This is a genomic window from Haloferax prahovense, from assembly GCF_000723845.1.
In the GTDB taxonomy this organism is placed as follows: Archaea; Halobacteriota; Halobacteria; order Halobacteriales; family Haloferacaceae; genus Haloferax; species Haloferax prahovense.
This window is the reverse complement of record NZ_LK053000.1, coordinates 743,356-758,952: the sequence shown is the minus strand read 5'-3', so window position 1 is coordinate 758,952 and position 15,597 is coordinate 743,356. Positions and strand designations below refer to the sequence as shown.

Here is a 15,597-nt window from a genome sequence, read left to right as displayed (position 1 = left end):
AGTGGAAGCGGGAAGTGGAAGCGGGAAGTGGAGGGAGAACACCGCGTCTGTTTGATTCGCCGTGTCCGGCAACGCACGCACGATTACGAACAGGCGTGTCGGCGCAGGCGTATCGGTGCGACCGGGAGACTACGACCGGGCGTAGTTGTGCCCGAGCACGAGCGCGAGCGCGTTGAGCGCGAGAAGCGCTCCGAAGACGGTGAACTCGCCCGCTTCGAGGCCGCCGAAGAGCAAGGGAACATACAGGAACGGGAGGGCGACCGCGGCCCAGAAACCGACGAACCGGAGCGGTGCGGCGACGAGTTCGAAGCCGAGGCGGAGCGGTTGCTCTTCCGTTACGACGTCGCGGAGTTGGGAGAGGCGTTCGCGGGGGACCGTGGATGGGGAGTTCGACATTGGTTGGGGGGCACCTACGACTACATCATGGAGTGGAGGGGTCATAATTACGTGCGAGAATTCCATTCGTTTCATACTCGTTTACTGGTGACTATTCGATAAATGTGAAGTTTCATAGAGTTACGAGCGGCGCCCTAACACTTCATAACCGCCTCTAATTCTTTTATTCGCACAACAGTCAGGCGTTCTTGAATAGTCGCAGAACCCTGAATTTCTACGGGGGTCGACCGAACGGATTCGAACCTCGGTGCGCTCGGTGGCCCCCCGCGTGGACCGTCGAGCGGGCGACGTTTCGACCGGCAGCGTCCGCAGGGAGCAGGGATTTAGCCCGCCGGGACGACTGTCGATGCGATGCCAGAGCTCAATCGCGTCGCAAAGCGCATGTACAACATCCACCCGAACGCCATGCACCTCACCGTCGGCGAGGAGATAGACGGCACGTTCACGCTGGAGAGCGCGGAGTTCTTCCAGACGGACTTTCAGGCCGAGGGCCGACGCGACGGCGACGACGCAGTCTACCGGTTTGCGACGACTGAGGACAACGACGCTGTCGTCGTCGGTCAACAGCGACCCGGTCAAAACGGGTGGAGGATGGTCGGCGAAGTGGACTCAGTCGAGCGGGCGGACGCGTAGCCGCGCTTTTCAGTCGGTCGCGCGGACGCCGTCGCCGAACCGATAGCGGAGTTCGCGTCGAATCGCCCCGCGCTTCAGAAGGAGGAACCCGAGAAAGATGAGCGCGAACCCGCCGACCGTCGACGGGGTCGGAACTTCGCTCAGGAACGCCCACCCCGAAAGCGCCGCGAAGACGGGCGCGACGTACGAGACGAGGTTGATTTCGATGGGGCCGAGGCGGTCGAGCAGGTCGAAGTAGATGAGGAAGCCGAGCGCGCTCGCCGCGAGCGAGAGGTACCCGAGCGCGGCGACGGACTGGACGTTGAAGACGACCGAGCCGAGGCGCTCGCCGAGCGCGACGGACGCGACGTGCATCAGTCCCGCCCCGAGGAGCATCGACCACGCCTCCATCGTCTCGATGGACAGTTCCGAGTCGACTCGGCGGGTCAGCACCGACCCGAGGGCGAAAGCGGCGGCCGCGCCGAAGATGAGGAGCTTCGCGACCGTGCCGCCGGCGAGGAGGTTGCTCGGGTCGAGCCCCGAGAGCACCGCGACGCCGACGAGGCCGAGGAGGAGGCCGACGACGCCGAGCGCGGTGAGCCGCTCGCTCGGGAGCAGGAGCCGCGCGAATCCAGTGGTGAGCACCGGGCTGAGGCTCACGATGACCGCGGCGGCGGCGCTCGTCACGCCCGGGTCGGTTTCGCCGATGAACAAGAGCGCGTGGTAGGCGGCGATGAGGAAGACCGCGCCGATGGCGACTTCCGTCCACTCGGCCCTGCCGCGCGGAAGCGGCGAGTCGGTGGCGTACAGCGCGTAGGCGAGCATCACTACCCCCGCCACGTCGTACCGGAGGGCAGCGAAAAGCACCGGCGGAAAGAACTCGAGTCCGGCTTTGATAGCCATGAACGCGGACCCCCAGACGGCGGCGAGGACGACGAACAGACCGAGGTTTCGGTACCGTGTCACAGCGATGGTGCGCCCGGTGGGGGCCTGAACGTTTCGTTACGGGGTGGTTTCGCCGGTGCCGCGGAGCGAGAACCGCCCACCGCCCACCGCCCACCGCCAGCACACTGGTCGGTCGCCCGTCGGGTCTCAGTCGTCGGCCTCAGCGGTCGCGCCAGCGTTCGTCTCGATGACGGTCACCTCGTCGGAGCCCTCGTAGAGGTGACACGCCGCGGGATGCGGCGCGTCGCCGACGGCGGGGCGGCGCGTCTCACAGGGACTCTCGAAGCGTTCCCGAAGCGTCTCGCTGGCGCTGTCGGCCTCGCCCTCGGCGAGGTGGCCGAGCGCCGTGTCGACGACGCCCGCGACCTCGCCGCGGAGTTCGGCGTCGACGTGTCGCGCGCGGGCCTCCTCGATGAACGCTTCCGTGTCCGCTCGGTCGGGGTCGGCGGCGTCCCAGATGTGGTCCGGGTTGACGTCGCCGACCGCCAGCGCGTCGCGGAGGTCCATCAGGGCGCGGTAGGCACCCTGCTCAATGTCGAGGTCGTCCGGGGGGATGACCTGCGGGCACCGCGTCCGGAAGCGACAGCCCGACGGCGGGTTTCGCGGCGACGGCACGTCGCCCGACAGCGCCTCGACCCGCCGGCCGTGTTCGGTCGTGGAGGGTCGGGGAACGCTCTCCAACAGCGCCTTCGTGTATGGGTGTTTCGGCGACTCGAACAGCTCGTCGGTCGGACCAAGTTCGACCACGTTGCCGAGGTACATCACGGCGACGCGGTCGCAGATATGGCGGACGACCGAGAGGTCGTGGGCGATGAACAGGTACGTCAGCCCGAACTCCGCTTGGAGGTCGTCGAGCAGGTTCAACACCTGCGCCTGGACGGATACGTCGAGCGCCGACACCGGCTCGTCGAGCACGATGAAGTCCGGTTCGAGCGCGAGCGCCCGGGCGATGCCGATGCGCTGGCGCTGGCCGCCGGAGAACTCGTGGGGGTAGCGGTCGAGGTGGTTCGCCGAGAGGCCGACCCGCTCCAACAGGTCGGCGACCTTGTCGCGCCGCCACTCGCGTTTCGACTCGGTCTCGGTGGTCTCCGGAATCCCGTGAATCTTCAGCGGTTCGGCGACGATGTCGCCGACGGTCATCCGCGGGTCGAGGCTCGAAAACGGGTCTTGGAAGACGATTTGGGCGTCCCTGCGGAACGCCTTGAGTTCGTCGTCGTCCATCTCGAAGACGTTCGTCCCGTCGAAGGTGACCGTGCCGCCGGTCGCCTCGCGCAGTCGGAGCAGCGTCTCGCCGGTCGTGGACTTTCCGCACCCGGACTCGCCGACGAGGCCGAGCGTCTCGCCGCGTTCGACCTCGAAGGAGATGCCGTCGACGGCCTTGACGCTCGTCGGGTCGCGCCCGAGGAGGCTGTCGACGAACGAGTCCTGCTCGAAGTAGTACTTCTGGAGGTCCCGAACCGCGAGGAGCGGCTCAGTCATCGGCGCTCACCTCTCGGTCGACCGCGTCGGCCGAATCGACGGCGTCCGCGGGGTCGTACTCCTGTTCGGCGAGGACGCACCGGACGCTGTGTCGGCCGTCCAGTTCGTACTCGGGGATGCGGGTCAGACAGTCGGTCATGGCTTTGGGGCACCGGTCGGCGAAGTAACACGCGTCGGGCATCTCCGAGTCGAGCAGGCTCGGGACGTTGCCCGAGATAGGTTCGAGGCGACCCGAGGGGTCGTCCACGTCCGGAATCGACCCCAACAGCCCCTGCGTGTACGGGTGGACGGGGTTCTCGAAGATATCGGCGAGCGGGCCGCGCTCGACGACCTCGCCGGCGTACATGACGCCGACGCGGTCACACATCCGGGCGATGACGCCCAAGTCGTGGGTGATCATCAGGATGCTCATCCCCTCCTGTTCCTGCAGGTCGCGCAGCAGGTTGAGAATCTGTGCCTGGATGGTCACGTCTAGTGCCGTCGTCGGTTCGTCGGCGATGAGGATGTCCGGTTCGCCGGCGAGCGCCTGGGCGATCATCGCCCGCTGGAGCATCCCACCCGAGAACTGGTGGGGGTACTCGTCGGCGCGGTCCTCGGGGTCGGGGATACCGACCTGGTCGAGCAGTTCGACCGCGCGGTCCATGCTCTCGTCGTCGACGTAGCTCTTCGAGGGGAGAAGCGAGTCCACGAGGAGCGAACCGAGACCGTAACCCTGCGTCCGCGAGCGCGTGCTTCGCGGGTTCGAACGGGCGCGCCGCTGGACCTCGACCGCCTCGGCTATCTGCTCGCCGACGGTTATCGAGGGGTTAAAACTGCTCATTGGGTCCTGAAACACCATGCTGAACGACGGGCCGCGGAGCGACCTGCGGACGCCCTTCGGGAGCCGGCGGATGTCCACGAGGTCGCCGTCGACGGCCTCGGGTTTCGACCCGCGGAACTCGTCGGCGAGGTCGGCGTTGCGGTACCAGATCTCGCCTTGGGTCACGCGGCCGGGCGACTCGATGAGGTCGATGACCGAGAGCGCGGTCACGGACTTGCCGGAGCCGGACTCGCCGACGATGCCGAATATCTCGCCGTCTTCGACGTCGAACGAGACGCTCTCGACCGCGTTGACCTGCCCCTCCTCGGTGAAAAACCGGGTGGAGAGGTCGCGGACGCTGAGAATCGTGTCGGCCATCTCAGACGCCCCCCTCCCCTTCGATACCGGGGTCGAGCGCGTCTCTGAGCCAGTCGCCGACGAGGTTCAGCCCGATGACCGTCACCACGATGGCGAGGCCGGGCATCGTCGAAATCCACCACGCGGTGGACTGGTACTGCCGGCCGAGGGCGATGTCGAAGCCCCACGACACGTCGGCCCCGGAGAAGCCGAGGAACGACAGCGCCGATTCGAGCAGGATGATGGCGGCAACCTGAATCGTCGCCAACACGAGGATGGGCGTGATGGCGTTGGGGAGGACGTGTCTGAGCATCGTCCGCCCGTCGCTCGCGCCGAGGGCCTTCGCGGCCTTCACGTACTCCTCTTCGCGGATGGAGAGCGCCTCGCCGCGGGCGACGCGGGCGAACCACACCCAGTTGACGAGCGCGACGACGACGATGACCGTCCCCGGGAGGACGACCGTTTCGGGCATGCCCGTCGGTAACCCGACCGCCGAGCGGAACGCCGGGGCGAGCCCGGTGGCGACGAAGGGGTCGGGGATGGGCGCTTGGGCCTGCCCCCAGACGCCGACGAGGGCGATCGCGAGGACGAGCGAGGGGAACGCGAGCATGATGTCCGCGCTCCGCATCAGCACGTCGTCCACGCGACCGCGGTAGAACCCCGCTGACAGCCCGACGAGGACGCCGATGAGCGCCGCGAGCGACGTGCCGAACAACCCGACGAGGATGGACGTTCTCGCGCCGTAGATGATGCGCGAGAGGATGTCCCGCCCGTTGCCGTCGGTGCCGAGCGGATGGGCGGCCGTCGCGTTCGTGTAGACGGTCTGCGTCTCGGTGACGACCTGGCCGTCCTCGATGACGACGCTCCCGTCTTCCATCTTCGTCACCTCTTTCGTCTCTTTGGTGCTGAAGCCGAGCGGTGGCTGTCGGGAGTTATCGAGATTCTGTTGAGACGGGCTATACGGGGAGATAAACGGGGCGAAGACGGCCATCGCCACCATGAGGACGACGACGATGATGCCGAGCTTCGCGAGGAGACTCCGTCTGAGTTCCCGACGAAGGTTTCTGCGTGTGCGTTCCGATATCATAGAGCGTTAATCGTAGGCCACCTGCGGGTTGACGTAGGCGTACAGGGCGTCGACGAGGATGTTCACGAGGACGAACCCGACCGCGACGACGATGAGCGAGCCCTGTAAGACCGGCCAGTCGCGGGCGTTGATGCTGTTGATGATGAGCGTCCCGAGCCCCGGCCACGCGAAGACGGCCTCCGTGATGACGGCCCCGCCGATGAGGGTGCCGAGTTGGAGACCGATGACGGTGATGACCGGGATGAGCGTGTTCCGAAGCGCGTGCTTGTAGCGAACCAGCGTCTCCGGGAGCCCCTTCGCCCGCGACGCGCGGACGTAAGTCTGTCCGAGCTGGTCGAGCATCCCGCTGCGGGTGAGTCGCGTGATGAGCGCGGTGAAGTAGGTCCCGAGCGTAATTGCTGGCAGTGTGATGTGCCACAGCCACGTCACGAAGCCGCGTATCGCCGCGCCCGCCTCACCGCCGGCGAGGAGCATCGCGATGCCGTCGAGGCCGATGGGGCGCTGGCTCGTCGGGAACAGGTTCAGCTGGACCGCGAGCACGAGGATGAGCATCACCCCGAGCCAGAAGTTGGGCGTGCTGATGCCGACCAGTGAGAACACGGTCGCGCCGTAGTCCGCGGGCTGGTGACGCCGCGTGGCCGACAAGACGCCGAGCGGAATCGCGATGACGACGGCGACGACGGTCGCCGCGATGGCGAGTTCCAGCGTCGCCGGGAGCTTCGCGACGACGCGCGCCGCGACCGGCGTTCGGGTCACGAGCGACAGGCCGAGGTCGCCGAACGGGATGCCCGAGACGAACTCCCAGTACTGCACGTACAAGGGCTCGTTCAGCCCGAGTTCGGCGATGACCTGCGCCCTGACCTCCGGGTCGACGTCGGGCGGTAACAGCACGTTCGCCGGGTCCCCCGGCGAGATGAACCGGAGGCCGAAGACGACCGTGATGACCCCCCAGATGACGAACAGCCCCTGGAGCGAGCGTTTGATGAGGAACCTCGACAGCGACATCGACTACTGCTGGCTCATCGCGTACGCGTCGATGCGCTCGTCGGAGCGGGCCTCCCAGGCGATGGCGTCGTTGACGCCGTAGACGCTGTACTGCTGGTTCAGGAATATCCACGGGCACTGCTCGTGGGCCATCGCGTTCGCCTCCTGGAGGGTCGCCTCGCGCTCCTCGCCGGACTGGTTGCCGGCTTGTTCGAGTAGTGCGTCGAACTCCTCGTTTTGCCACGTCGTGAGCGTCCCGTCGGAGGCGAGAAGCGCCTCCATGACGAGGCCGCCGTCGAACGTCGCCTCGCCCCAGCCGATGAGGAACCACGGCGGGCGGGCCTCGATACTGCCCGCGAGCAGTTCGTCCACGAGCGAGCCGAAGTCGCGCTGGCGGACCGTCGCCGTGACGTTCGGTAGCTCGTCGATGTAGCCCGCGACCGCCTGCGCGATTTCGAGGTCCTTCAGGTAGCGGCCGACCGGCGTGTTGAGTTCGATCTCCGCGCCGGCGTAGCCGGACTCTTCGACCAACTGCTCTGCCTGGTCCGGGTCGTACGGGTACGGGTCGAGGTCGGGGTTGTGGCCGACGAACTCGGGGAGCGTCGGCTGGCCCGTCTGCGCGCCGAAGCCGCCGAGGACGTTCTGGACGATGCTCTCGAGGTCGATGGCGTAGTTCATCGCCTGCCGGAACTCGACCGAATCGAACGGTTCGACGTCGTAGCGCATCCCGTTGTAGATGATGCGGGTCGACGGGGCCGCGGCGACGCGCGCGTTGTCGGAGTTGGTGACGCGCTGGACCTCCTGCGGCGGGACGTTGACGATGAGGTCGGTCTCGCCCTGCAGGAGTTGGTTGACGCGCGTGCTGGCCTCGGACGCGGCGCGGAAGGTGAGGGTATCGACCGCCGCGGGCTCCTGCCAGTAGTCCTCGTACGCCGTGAGGACGACCTCCTCGTCTTCGGTGTACGAATCGAGTTGGAACGGCCCGGTGCCGTTCATGTTCTGGCCGATGTACGCCTTGTCGTTGTCCTCGACCCACGACTGCTGCATCACGTCGAGGTAGGTTGCGAACTCGGAGAACACGATGGGGTTGAGCGAGGAGTTGTTGACCTTGACTGCGTTCTCGCCCTCGATGACTTCCGCGCCGGCGACGCCGGCGAGTTGGTCGCTCTGCGGACTGGCGAAGCCCACCTCCTCGTCGACGACGCGGTTGATGCTGTACGCGACGTCTTCGGGGGTGAGTTCGTCGCCGTTGTGGAACGTGACGTCCTCGCGGAGGTCGAATCGGACCGCATTCTCCCCGTCGATGCGCTCGTAGTTCGTCCCCAGCGCGGTCTGAATCGACCCCGCCGCGTCGCGGGTCAGGACGCCCTCGTACGCGTGGAGGACGACGATGTCCGTCGTCGTCTCGCGGTGGTCGTGGGGGTCGAGGCCGGAGGGCATCTGGCCCTGCGTGATGGTCACGTCGAACGAACCGCTGTCCTCGGTCGTCGTCGTTTCGGTGGTCTCGGTCTCCTCGCCGCCGGTCGTCGTCGTTTCGGTGGTCTCGGTCTCCTCGCCGCCGCCACCGGAGCAGCCCGCGAGCGCCGCCGACGCCGCCGCGCCGCCTGCCAACTTCATGTACGACCGCCGACTAATGTGTGAATTGGTATCAGCCATCGAAGGTAGATTGCGTCGGTCGTTCTTATATCCATTGCCTGTGATTCGGCCCCCGCATAGCGTTCTGCCCATATATTGTGCACAGTTATGCTCCCGAGTCATCACCCCCCGAACACGGGGTACGTTTATTAGGGACTATCGCCGAACGATTCGTATGGCCGTGACCGGCCGTCCCACACTTCGGGACTTGTTCGACGAGTCGCCGACGCCCCACATCGCACACCCGCCGCGCACGCACCAACGACACTTCTACGTCGCGACGGACGGGTCGTACCGCCCGAACGGCGGCGGACTCGGTGCGGTGATAGAGACCCGCGACGGCGAGCGAGTCGCCCGTATCGCGCTCCCAGACGTGCCGCCGGACAACAACGTCTCGGAGTATCGCGCGCTCCATCTCGGATTGGACGTGCTCGCCAATCGCGCGCCGCCGGGCGCTCGCGTCGGCGTCCTCGTCGACCACGACGACCTCGCCGCGAACGTCAACAACGCGGTGCTCGCCGGCGACCATCCCGACTGGAAGTCGCCGAAGCGCATCGTCGTCCCCGCCGGCAGCGAACACCACTGGCGGGGGATTCAGGCCCGCATCGCCGGGTTCGAAGAGCTTCGCGCCGCGCGAATCGATAGCCGCGAGAACCCCGCGCACCCGCTGGCGAACGCGCCGGGGGAGTACGAACACGTCAACCGGCGGCCCGACCGCTGCGTGCTCCCCGACCCGCCGGAGTTCGAGGCGGACTCCGGCACGGACGTGAGCTATCTCCCGCCCTCGCGGTTCGAGGGACGCGCGAGCGACTGAGCGCAAGGCGTCGACGACGACCCGTTCGCCCCGCCCATCCGGTGGGCCGCCGAGCGCGAGCGGTCCCACCCGTCTCGCCCTACCGTCGCCCTGCCGACGGCCGGTCACTTCATCGTCAAAAAGTAGACAACGCGGAGCGACGACGCTATCGCATGGACTCCGCGGAGACCGTCGACGCGTTCGACCCCCGGCGACGCGGGCTCTCGCCGCTCGGTGCGGCCGCGAGACGCCACGCACGCCGACTCGCCGCCATCGGCCTCTTGACGGCCGGTTTCGTCTTCGCCGCCGTCCGGGACCCCGGAACCCTGTCACCGGCCGCCGGCGTCTCACCGACCGCCGGTGTTTCGACGGATGTCGTTACCGCCGGCGACCCGACCTTGCTCGTTCGCCTCGAACTGGGCGTGCTCGCCGGCCTCCTCGCCGCCGGCGCCTCGCTCGTGTTTCTCGCCGACCGCGACCCCGCAGTCGATATCCGCGCCGCGTGGGGCTGGTTCGCGCTCGCCGCCGCGGGGTTCCTCGTCGGAACCGCCGCCGCGCGTCAGGTCGCGCCCGCGCTCTTCGACCTCTTGGTCGAATGGGGCCGCGTGGCCGCCGGCTCGCGCCAGTCGGCGCTCGAACTCGAACTGTTCTTCCCGGCCGCGGTCGGCGGCGGCGCGGCCGTCGCCCCGCTCTTGCTCGGATTACGCCGCGCCGGCGCGCTCTCTCGTCGACTCGCCGGTGGGACGAGAGGGCTGTCGCTCCTCTGTCTCGTCGCCTTCGCCGCGTGCTTCTCGCCGCCGGATTCGGCGACGTTCGCGCTCTACGCGGCCCCGTCGGCGCTCGGGCTGGGCGTCGCCGTCGCGTGGGTCGAGTTCGGGTGAACGACTCGCCGAAAAAGCAGAACCGAGGTCGTCAGTTACTCTTCTTCTTGCGCGTCCACGACTGCCGTCGCCGCCAGATTGACGATGTCTTTGACTTCGTCGCCGCGCTGGAGGACGTGGACCGGCTTGTCCATGCCGACGAGCATCGGGCCGATTGCCTCCGCGCCGCCGAGGCGCTGGAGGAGCTTGTAACCGATGTTACCCGCTTCGAGGTTCGGGAACACGAGCAGGTTCGCGGGGTCGTCGAGCTCCGCGAAGTCGTAGGTGCCTTCGAGGATGTCCTCGACGAGGGCGGTGTCGGCCTGCATCTCGCCGTCCACCGGGAAGTCAACGGCGGGGTCGTCCTGCAGGAGCGCCGCGGCGTCGCGGGGCTTGCGCGTCCCCTCGTTCGTGACGCTGCCGAAGTTGGAGTACGAGAGCAGCGCCGCGCGGGGTTCGACGTTGAACTGGCGGGCCAGCTCCGCCGTGTGCTTCGTGATTTCCGCGAGAATCTCCTCGTCGGGGTCGAGGTTGACCGTCGTGTCGGCGCAGAAGACGACGCGGTTCTTGAACGTCATCATGTAGACACCGGCCGCGTAGTTGGCGTCGTCGGCCGTGCCGATAATCTGGAGCGGCGGGCGAAGTGCGGAGGGGTAGTGGTGAGTCAGCCCCGTCAGCATCGCGTCCGCGTCGCCGACCTCGACCATGACGCTGGCGAAGTAGTTCGAGTCGCGGCGGACGAGTTCCTCCGCTTCGGACTTCGTGATTCCTTTGCGCTGGCGAAGCTCGTAGAGGCGGTCGACGTAGTGGTCCCACTCGCCGTCGCGGGGGTTGGCGATGGTCGGGTCGAAGTCGAGACCCAACTCCTCCGCCTTGCGCAGAATCGTCGTCGTCTTGCCGACGAGGATGGGTTCGGCGATGCCCTCTTCCTGCATCTGGTAGGCGGCGCGAATCATCTTCTCGTTGGAGCCCTCGGCGAGGGCGACCCGCTTGGGGTGCGACTTCGCCTTGTTGAGGACGACGCGCATCATCTCGCGGGACTTCCCGAGACGCGCTTCGAGGCGCTCGCGGTACGCGTTCATGTCGAGGCGCTTGCGGGCCGCACCGGAGGTCATCGCCGCCTGCGCGACCGCGGGTGCGACTTCGAACAGCACGCGGGGGTCGAGCGGTTTGGGAATGACGTAGTCGGCACCGAACTGGAGCGGGTGGTCGCCGTAGGCCTTGACGACCGCGTCGGGCACGTCCTGCCGGGCGAGTTCGGCGAGCGCCTCGGCGGCCGCGCGCTTCATCGCCTCGTTAATCTCGGTGGCGCGCACGTCGAGCGCGCCGCGGAAGATGAACGGGAAGCCGAGGACGTTGTTGACTTGGTTCGGGTAGTCGGAGCGCCCGGTCGCCATGATGACGGTGTCCTCGCGGGCCTCTTTCGCGTCCTCGTAGGTGATTTCGGGGTCCGGGTTCGCCATCGCGAAGATGACGGGGTTGTCGGCCATCGACCGCACCATCTCCTGACTGACGATGCCGCCGACCGAGAGCCCAGCGAACACGTCCGCGCCCTCCATGGCGTCCGACAGCGAGCCCTCGTCGACCGGCTGTGCGAACTCGGCTTTGTACTTGTTGACGTCGCCCGCCTCGACGCGCGACTCGGTGATGATGCCCGTGGAGTCGCACATCGTGATGTTCTCCTTTTTCGCGCCGAGGGAGACGTAGAACCGCGCCGTCGCGAGCGCTGACGCGCCCGCGCCGGAGAAGACGATTTCGAGGTCGTCGAGGTCCTTGTCCACGATGTCGGCGGCGTTGAGGAGCGCCGCACCGGAGATGATGGCCGTGCCGTGCTGGTCGTCGTGGAACACGGGGATGTCCATCTGTTCGCGGAGCTGTCGTTCGATTTCGAAGCACTCCGGGGCCTTGATGTCCTCTAAGTTGATGCCGCCGAACGTCGGCTCCATCGCCTTCGTGGCCGCCACGAAGTCGTCCACGTCGGTGATGTCGAGTTCGACGTCGAACACGTCGATGTCGGCGAAGCGCTTGAACAGCACGCCCTTACCCTCCATTACCGGCTTCGACGCCTGCGCCCCGATGTCCCCCAGCCCGAGGACGGCGGAGCCGTTCGAGACGACGCCGACGAGGTTGCCCTTCGCCGTGTACTCGTAGGCGGCGTCTTCGTCCTCCGCGATGTCGAGACACGGCGCGGCCACGCCCGGCGAGTACGCCAGGCTCAGGTCGCGCTGCGTGTTCGTCGGCTTCGTCGTCGCAATCTCGATTTTTCCGGGTGGGTCTTGTCTGTGATATTCCCGTGAGTCGTCGTCCAGTCCCATGACCCACACGTCCTCACGCAGGGGGCAAAAAGCTATTCAACAACGTCGAATTTTGACTTCGACAATAGTCGAACACTCACCGGACGGCGGCGAGGTCGGGACGGTGAATCGACGCCGTCGCGCTCGAAAAATTACTCCGTTTCGATGTGAAGAATTTCCGGGCGTTCGAGTTCGATGGTCTCCTCGGCGTCGGTCACGGTCCTGGTCGGCCAGCGACCGGTCGTGGTCAGCACTTCGACGCCCTCGTCGGTGACGAGCGCCGTGTCCTCGCTTTTCGCCCCCTGGATGGTCGGGTTGTAGGCGTAGCCCATCGGCGCGTGGACCTCGTCGTCGGCGTCGGGCGTGGCGAACCACTCGCGGCCGGCGAACCCGGCCGCGCCGCCCTGGTGGTGGTTCAGCCACTCCTCGGACTCGCCGACCGAGTCGTAGGCGTCGCGGATGGCGTCGAACACGTCGCCGGCGGTTCCGCCTTCCACGGCGGCCTCTCGGGTCGCCGCCAGCGCCTCCGTCTCGACCTGCATCGCTCCTTCGTGGCGGGTTTCGAGCCACTCGGGCGCGTCGAACGCGACGGTTCGCGTGCAACTCGCGTAGAGGCCGCCGCGCTGGGCCGTCACGGAGACGAGCGCGTAGTCGCCGAGTTCCTCCTGTTTGGGCGTGTAGTGGCGGTACTTCTGGGCCCGCCGCCCGCTGCCGACGAGGACAACCGGCGCTTCGATGCCCATCGCGCTGAGCGTGACTTTCAGGCCGGAGGCGACCTCGTGTTCCGTGTCACCCGGTTCGAGTTCGCGACAGACCCGCTCGACGGCGCTCGCCGCGTCGCGGCCGAGTTCGCGGTAGGCCTCGATGTCGGCGTCGGAAAGCGGCTGGCGAACGGCCGCGGCGTCCACGTTCTCGAAGCCGGGCACGTCGAAGTCGGCGGCGGCGGGGGTCGGCGAGACCGCCTCGACGCCGGACGCCAGCGAGCCTTCGTACCACTGGAAGCGGTGGACGCGAACGTCCTCGTGGGGTACTTCCTCGTGGAGCAGGCGCTCCGCTTCGATGTTGTCTGTCACGACGTGGAACTCGTCGCCGTCGTAGCCGGCGGCGGCGACGCCCAAAGGCGAGTCGCGGTCGACGACGTTGTCGCCGCCGAGGAGCCACGCGAAGGAGTTCGGTCGGGCGAACCAGACCGCTTCGAGGCCGTTGTCGTCGAGGTAGCCATCGAGTCGGTCCGCTCGGGATTCGAGTCGCTCGTCCATGTTCGCGGGTCCAACCGAACCGACTTGAATGGGACGGCTCGGACAAGTGGGACGAAGCCCGTCGGGTCGTCCGGGGCCGGCCGGTTCCGACTGGTGCCAGCCGTGGGACTTCGTTCCGGGCTGACGCCTTCGAGGACCATACCGACGAAATATAAGTTCGCGCGGTCCTGAGCCACGCGTATGACACCTCGGCTTCGCCGCCTCCTCACGGGGGCCGCCGCGATGACCGGCGTCCTGATGGTCCTCGGCGTGTACACCGCCGCCTCGGGGGCCGGCCTCACCTGCGCCGGGCGCTGGCCGTTCTGCGACGGCTTCCTCGGCCTGTTCCCGGCCAACTGGGGCAGCTTCATCGAGTGGTTCCACCGCCTCGTCGCCATGCTCACCGGCTTCCTCATCCTCGGGACGACCGTGCAGGCGTGGCGCGAGGGCGTCGCGAAAGGCGTCCGCTACGCGCTCGTCGTCGCCACGGTCATCCTCCCGTTCCAAATCGTCCTCGGGGCGCTCACCGTCACCGAGTACGAGTGGGTCATCCTCACCGCCCACTACGTGGTCGCGACGTCCATCTTCACCGCCGTCGTCGCCGCCGCGGCCGGGGGGCTCGTCGACCGCGGCATCCCCCGCATCGCCGACGCGGTCAGACTGGCGCTCGTCGGCGCGCCCGTCATGCTCGTCCTCGCGCCCCACGCGTTCGTCTCCTTTGGCCCGACGACGCAAGCGGTCTACTACGTCGTCGGCCTCGCCACCTACGCCGCGCTCCTCGCGGTCACCCTCTGGGCGAACACCGCCCACGGCCCGCGAGCGGACGCCTACGGTCGGCTCAGATTCGTCACCGCGCCCGCGAGCGTCGTGGTCGTCGCGCTCCTCATCGCCGGCCGGCAGGTGTACGGTCCGGCGCTCGAACTCGCCCACCTCGGCGGGACGGTCCTCGCGCTCGTCCTCGTCGTCGGCGCGGCGGTGCTCGTCCGCGGTGGGCTTCCGGTACCGCAGGCCGGCGCGACGAACGACGCGGACTGACGAGCGGACCGCAACCTGATTGGTCGTGCGCTCGCCCGCTTGTCGGAGCTGGCTTCAATACTCGCACTAATCGCGGCAAAAGTTACAACAGTATCGCCAGAAGTTGTACGGCAATCCGAGACCCACGAAGGGGCTGACTCCGTTTCGCGGTTGGAGATATATCCCACCCATCTACACAATTCCCGGATATTTTTCGTCAATATCGGAACGAATTGATGAACGGACCGAAGAAGTGTTATACGGGGCTGTGCTACCTGATGGCTGTTATGGAACGTCGTACCTTTCTGAAGGGCTCCGCCGGGGCCGCGGCCGCGTTCACGCTGGCCGGCTGTCTCGGCGGCGGCGGCAGCGGTAGCGAGACGATTACCATCGGCTCGGACATCCCGTACCGTCCGTTCGAGTACGAGACGACCGAGGGCGAACTCGTCGGCTTCGACGTCGACATCGCGGAGGCGGTCTTCTCAGAGGAACTCGGCTACGAACACGAGTTCCAGAAGACGAGCTTCGACAGCATCATCCCCTCGCTCAACAACGGGAACTTCCGCGTCATCATGTCCGCGATGACAATCACGGAGGACCGCGCGGAGCAGATCGACTTCTCGGACCCGTACTTCACCGCGTACCAGACGGTCATCGTCCTCAACCAGAGCGACATCTCCTCGAAGGAGGACCTCCGGGGCGTCACCGTCGGCGTCCAGAAGGGGACGACCGGCGAGAGCGCCGCGACCAGCCTCAAAGAGGAGTTCGGCGGCGACCTGACGATTCAGAGCTACGACCAGGTGACCGGCGCGTTCGACGCGCTCCGGAACAACCAGGTCAGCGCCGTCGTCAACGACAACACCGTCAACGCCGCGTTCGTCGAGCAGAGCGACAACGTCCGGTTCCTCGAGGGGGCCGGTGCCGCCGAAGAACAGGGCAAGGAGAACGCCCCGCCGTACCTCACCCTCACCGTCGAGGAGTACGGCATCGGCTTCCGGCAGGACGACGACGACCTCCGCGAGGAGGTCAACGGCGCGCTGGAGACCATCCGCGACAACGGGACGTACGACGAGATCTACTCGGAGTACTTCTCCGGATAATTCG

Annotated in this window: 14 protein-coding genes; 5 read left to right on the top strand and 9 right to left on the bottom strand. The window is 67.1% G+C overall.

All coding sequences use genetic code 11. The features are described 5' to 3' along the window. Positions 1-129: 129 nt before the first annotated feature. A complete protein-coding gene (locus BN984_RS03560) occupies positions 130-396 on the bottom strand; it encodes a hypothetical protein (protein WP_008095506.1) in 267 nt (88 codons plus the stop codon). A 351-nt stretch (positions 397-747) separates the two neighbouring features. On the opposite strand from BN984_RS03560, the gene BN984_RS03555 reads away from it, so the two are divergent. Continuing rightward, entirely contained in the window at positions 748-1,029 is a 282-nt protein-coding gene (locus BN984_RS03555) for a hypothetical protein (protein WP_049967680.1), read from the top strand. Between the two features lie 9 nt (positions 1,030-1,038). Here BN984_RS03555 and BN984_RS03550 read toward each other — a convergent pair whose 3' ends face one another. The 6 genes from BN984_RS03550 to BN984_RS03525 all read right to left on the bottom strand — a co-directional run bounded on the left by BN984_RS03550 (position 1,039) and on the right by BN984_RS03525 (position 8,270). Beyond that, complete coding sequence (locus BN984_RS03550; RefSeq protein ID WP_004975175.1) at positions 1,039-1,974, bottom strand: DMT family transporter; 936 nt, start codon at positions 1,972-1,974, stop codon at positions 1,039-1,041. 126 nt (positions 1,975-2,100) lie between these two features. Continuing rightward, positions 2,101-3,432: an ABC transporter ATP-binding protein gene (locus BN984_RS03545; protein ID WP_049967679.1), complete on the bottom strand. Its 1,332-nt coding sequence runs from the start codon at positions 3,430-3,432 to the stop codon at positions 2,101-2,103. Then, complete coding sequence (locus BN984_RS03540; RefSeq protein WP_008095509.1) at positions 3,425-4,609, bottom strand: ABC transporter ATP-binding protein; 1,185 nt, start codon at positions 4,607-4,609, stop codon at positions 3,425-3,427. The genes BN984_RS03545 and BN984_RS03540 overlap by 8 nt, the downstream gene beginning before the upstream one ends. A 1-nt stretch (position 4,610) precedes the next feature. Beyond that, a complete protein-coding gene (locus BN984_RS03535) occupies positions 4,611-5,675 on the bottom strand; it encodes an ABC transporter permease (RefSeq protein ID WP_008095510.1) in 1,065 nt (354 codons plus the stop codon). Between the two features lie 6 nt (positions 5,676-5,681). Beyond that, positions 5,682-6,680 (bottom strand): ABC transporter permease, encoded by a 999-nt coding sequence (locus tag BN984_RS03530; protein WP_008095513.1) that lies wholly within the window; start codon positions 6,678-6,680, stop codon positions 5,682-5,684. Positions 6,681-6,683: 3 nt separating this feature from the next. Next, a complete protein-coding gene (locus BN984_RS03525; protein ID WP_233517274.1) occupies positions 6,684-8,270 on the bottom strand; it encodes an ABC transporter substrate-binding protein in 1,587 nt (528 codons plus the stop codon). A 199-nt stretch (positions 8,271-8,469) separates the two neighbouring features. On the opposite strand from BN984_RS03525, the gene BN984_RS03520 reads away from it, so the two are divergent. Next, the gene (locus tag BN984_RS03520) at positions 8,470-9,108 is read left to right on the top strand and encodes a ribonuclease H family protein (protein WP_008095516.1); all 639 of its coding nucleotides are present in this window, start codon (positions 8,470-8,472) and stop codon (positions 9,106-9,108) included. Positions 9,109-9,260: 152 nt separating this feature from the next. Continuing rightward, positions 9,261-9,968 carry a hypothetical protein gene (locus tag BN984_RS03515; RefSeq protein ID WP_049967677.1) on the top strand — a complete coding sequence of 236 codons (708 nt, stop codon included), beginning with the start codon at positions 9,261-9,263 and terminating at the stop codon, positions 9,966-9,968. A 35-nt stretch (positions 9,969-10,003) separates the two neighbouring features. Here BN984_RS03515 and BN984_RS03510 read toward each other — a convergent pair whose 3' ends face one another. Both BN984_RS03510 and BN984_RS03505 read right to left on the bottom strand, forming a co-directional pair. After that, positions 10,004-12,262 (bottom strand): NADP-dependent malic enzyme, encoded by a 2,259-nt coding sequence (locus tag BN984_RS03510; RefSeq protein ID WP_049967675.1) that lies wholly within the window; start codon positions 12,260-12,262, stop codon positions 10,004-10,006. A gap of 131 nt (positions 12,263-12,393) precedes the next feature. Then, entirely contained in the window at positions 12,394-13,500 is a 1,107-nt protein-coding gene (locus BN984_RS03505) for a M24 family metallopeptidase (protein WP_008095520.1), read from the bottom strand. A 222-nt stretch (positions 13,501-13,722) separates the two neighbouring features. Between BN984_RS03505 and BN984_RS03500 the strand changes: the two genes are divergently transcribed. Continuing rightward, complete coding sequence (locus BN984_RS03500; protein ID WP_181950703.1) at positions 13,723-14,514, top strand: COX15/CtaA family protein; 792 nt, start codon at positions 13,723-13,725, stop codon at positions 14,512-14,514. Positions 14,515-14,780: 266 nt separating this feature from the next. Next, the gene (locus tag BN984_RS03495; RefSeq protein WP_008095523.1) at positions 14,781-15,593 is read left to right on the top strand and encodes a basic amino acid ABC transporter substrate-binding protein; all 813 of its coding nucleotides are present in this window, start codon (positions 14,781-14,783) and stop codon (positions 15,591-15,593) included. The last annotated feature ends 4 nt before the right edge of the window (positions 15,594-15,597 follow it).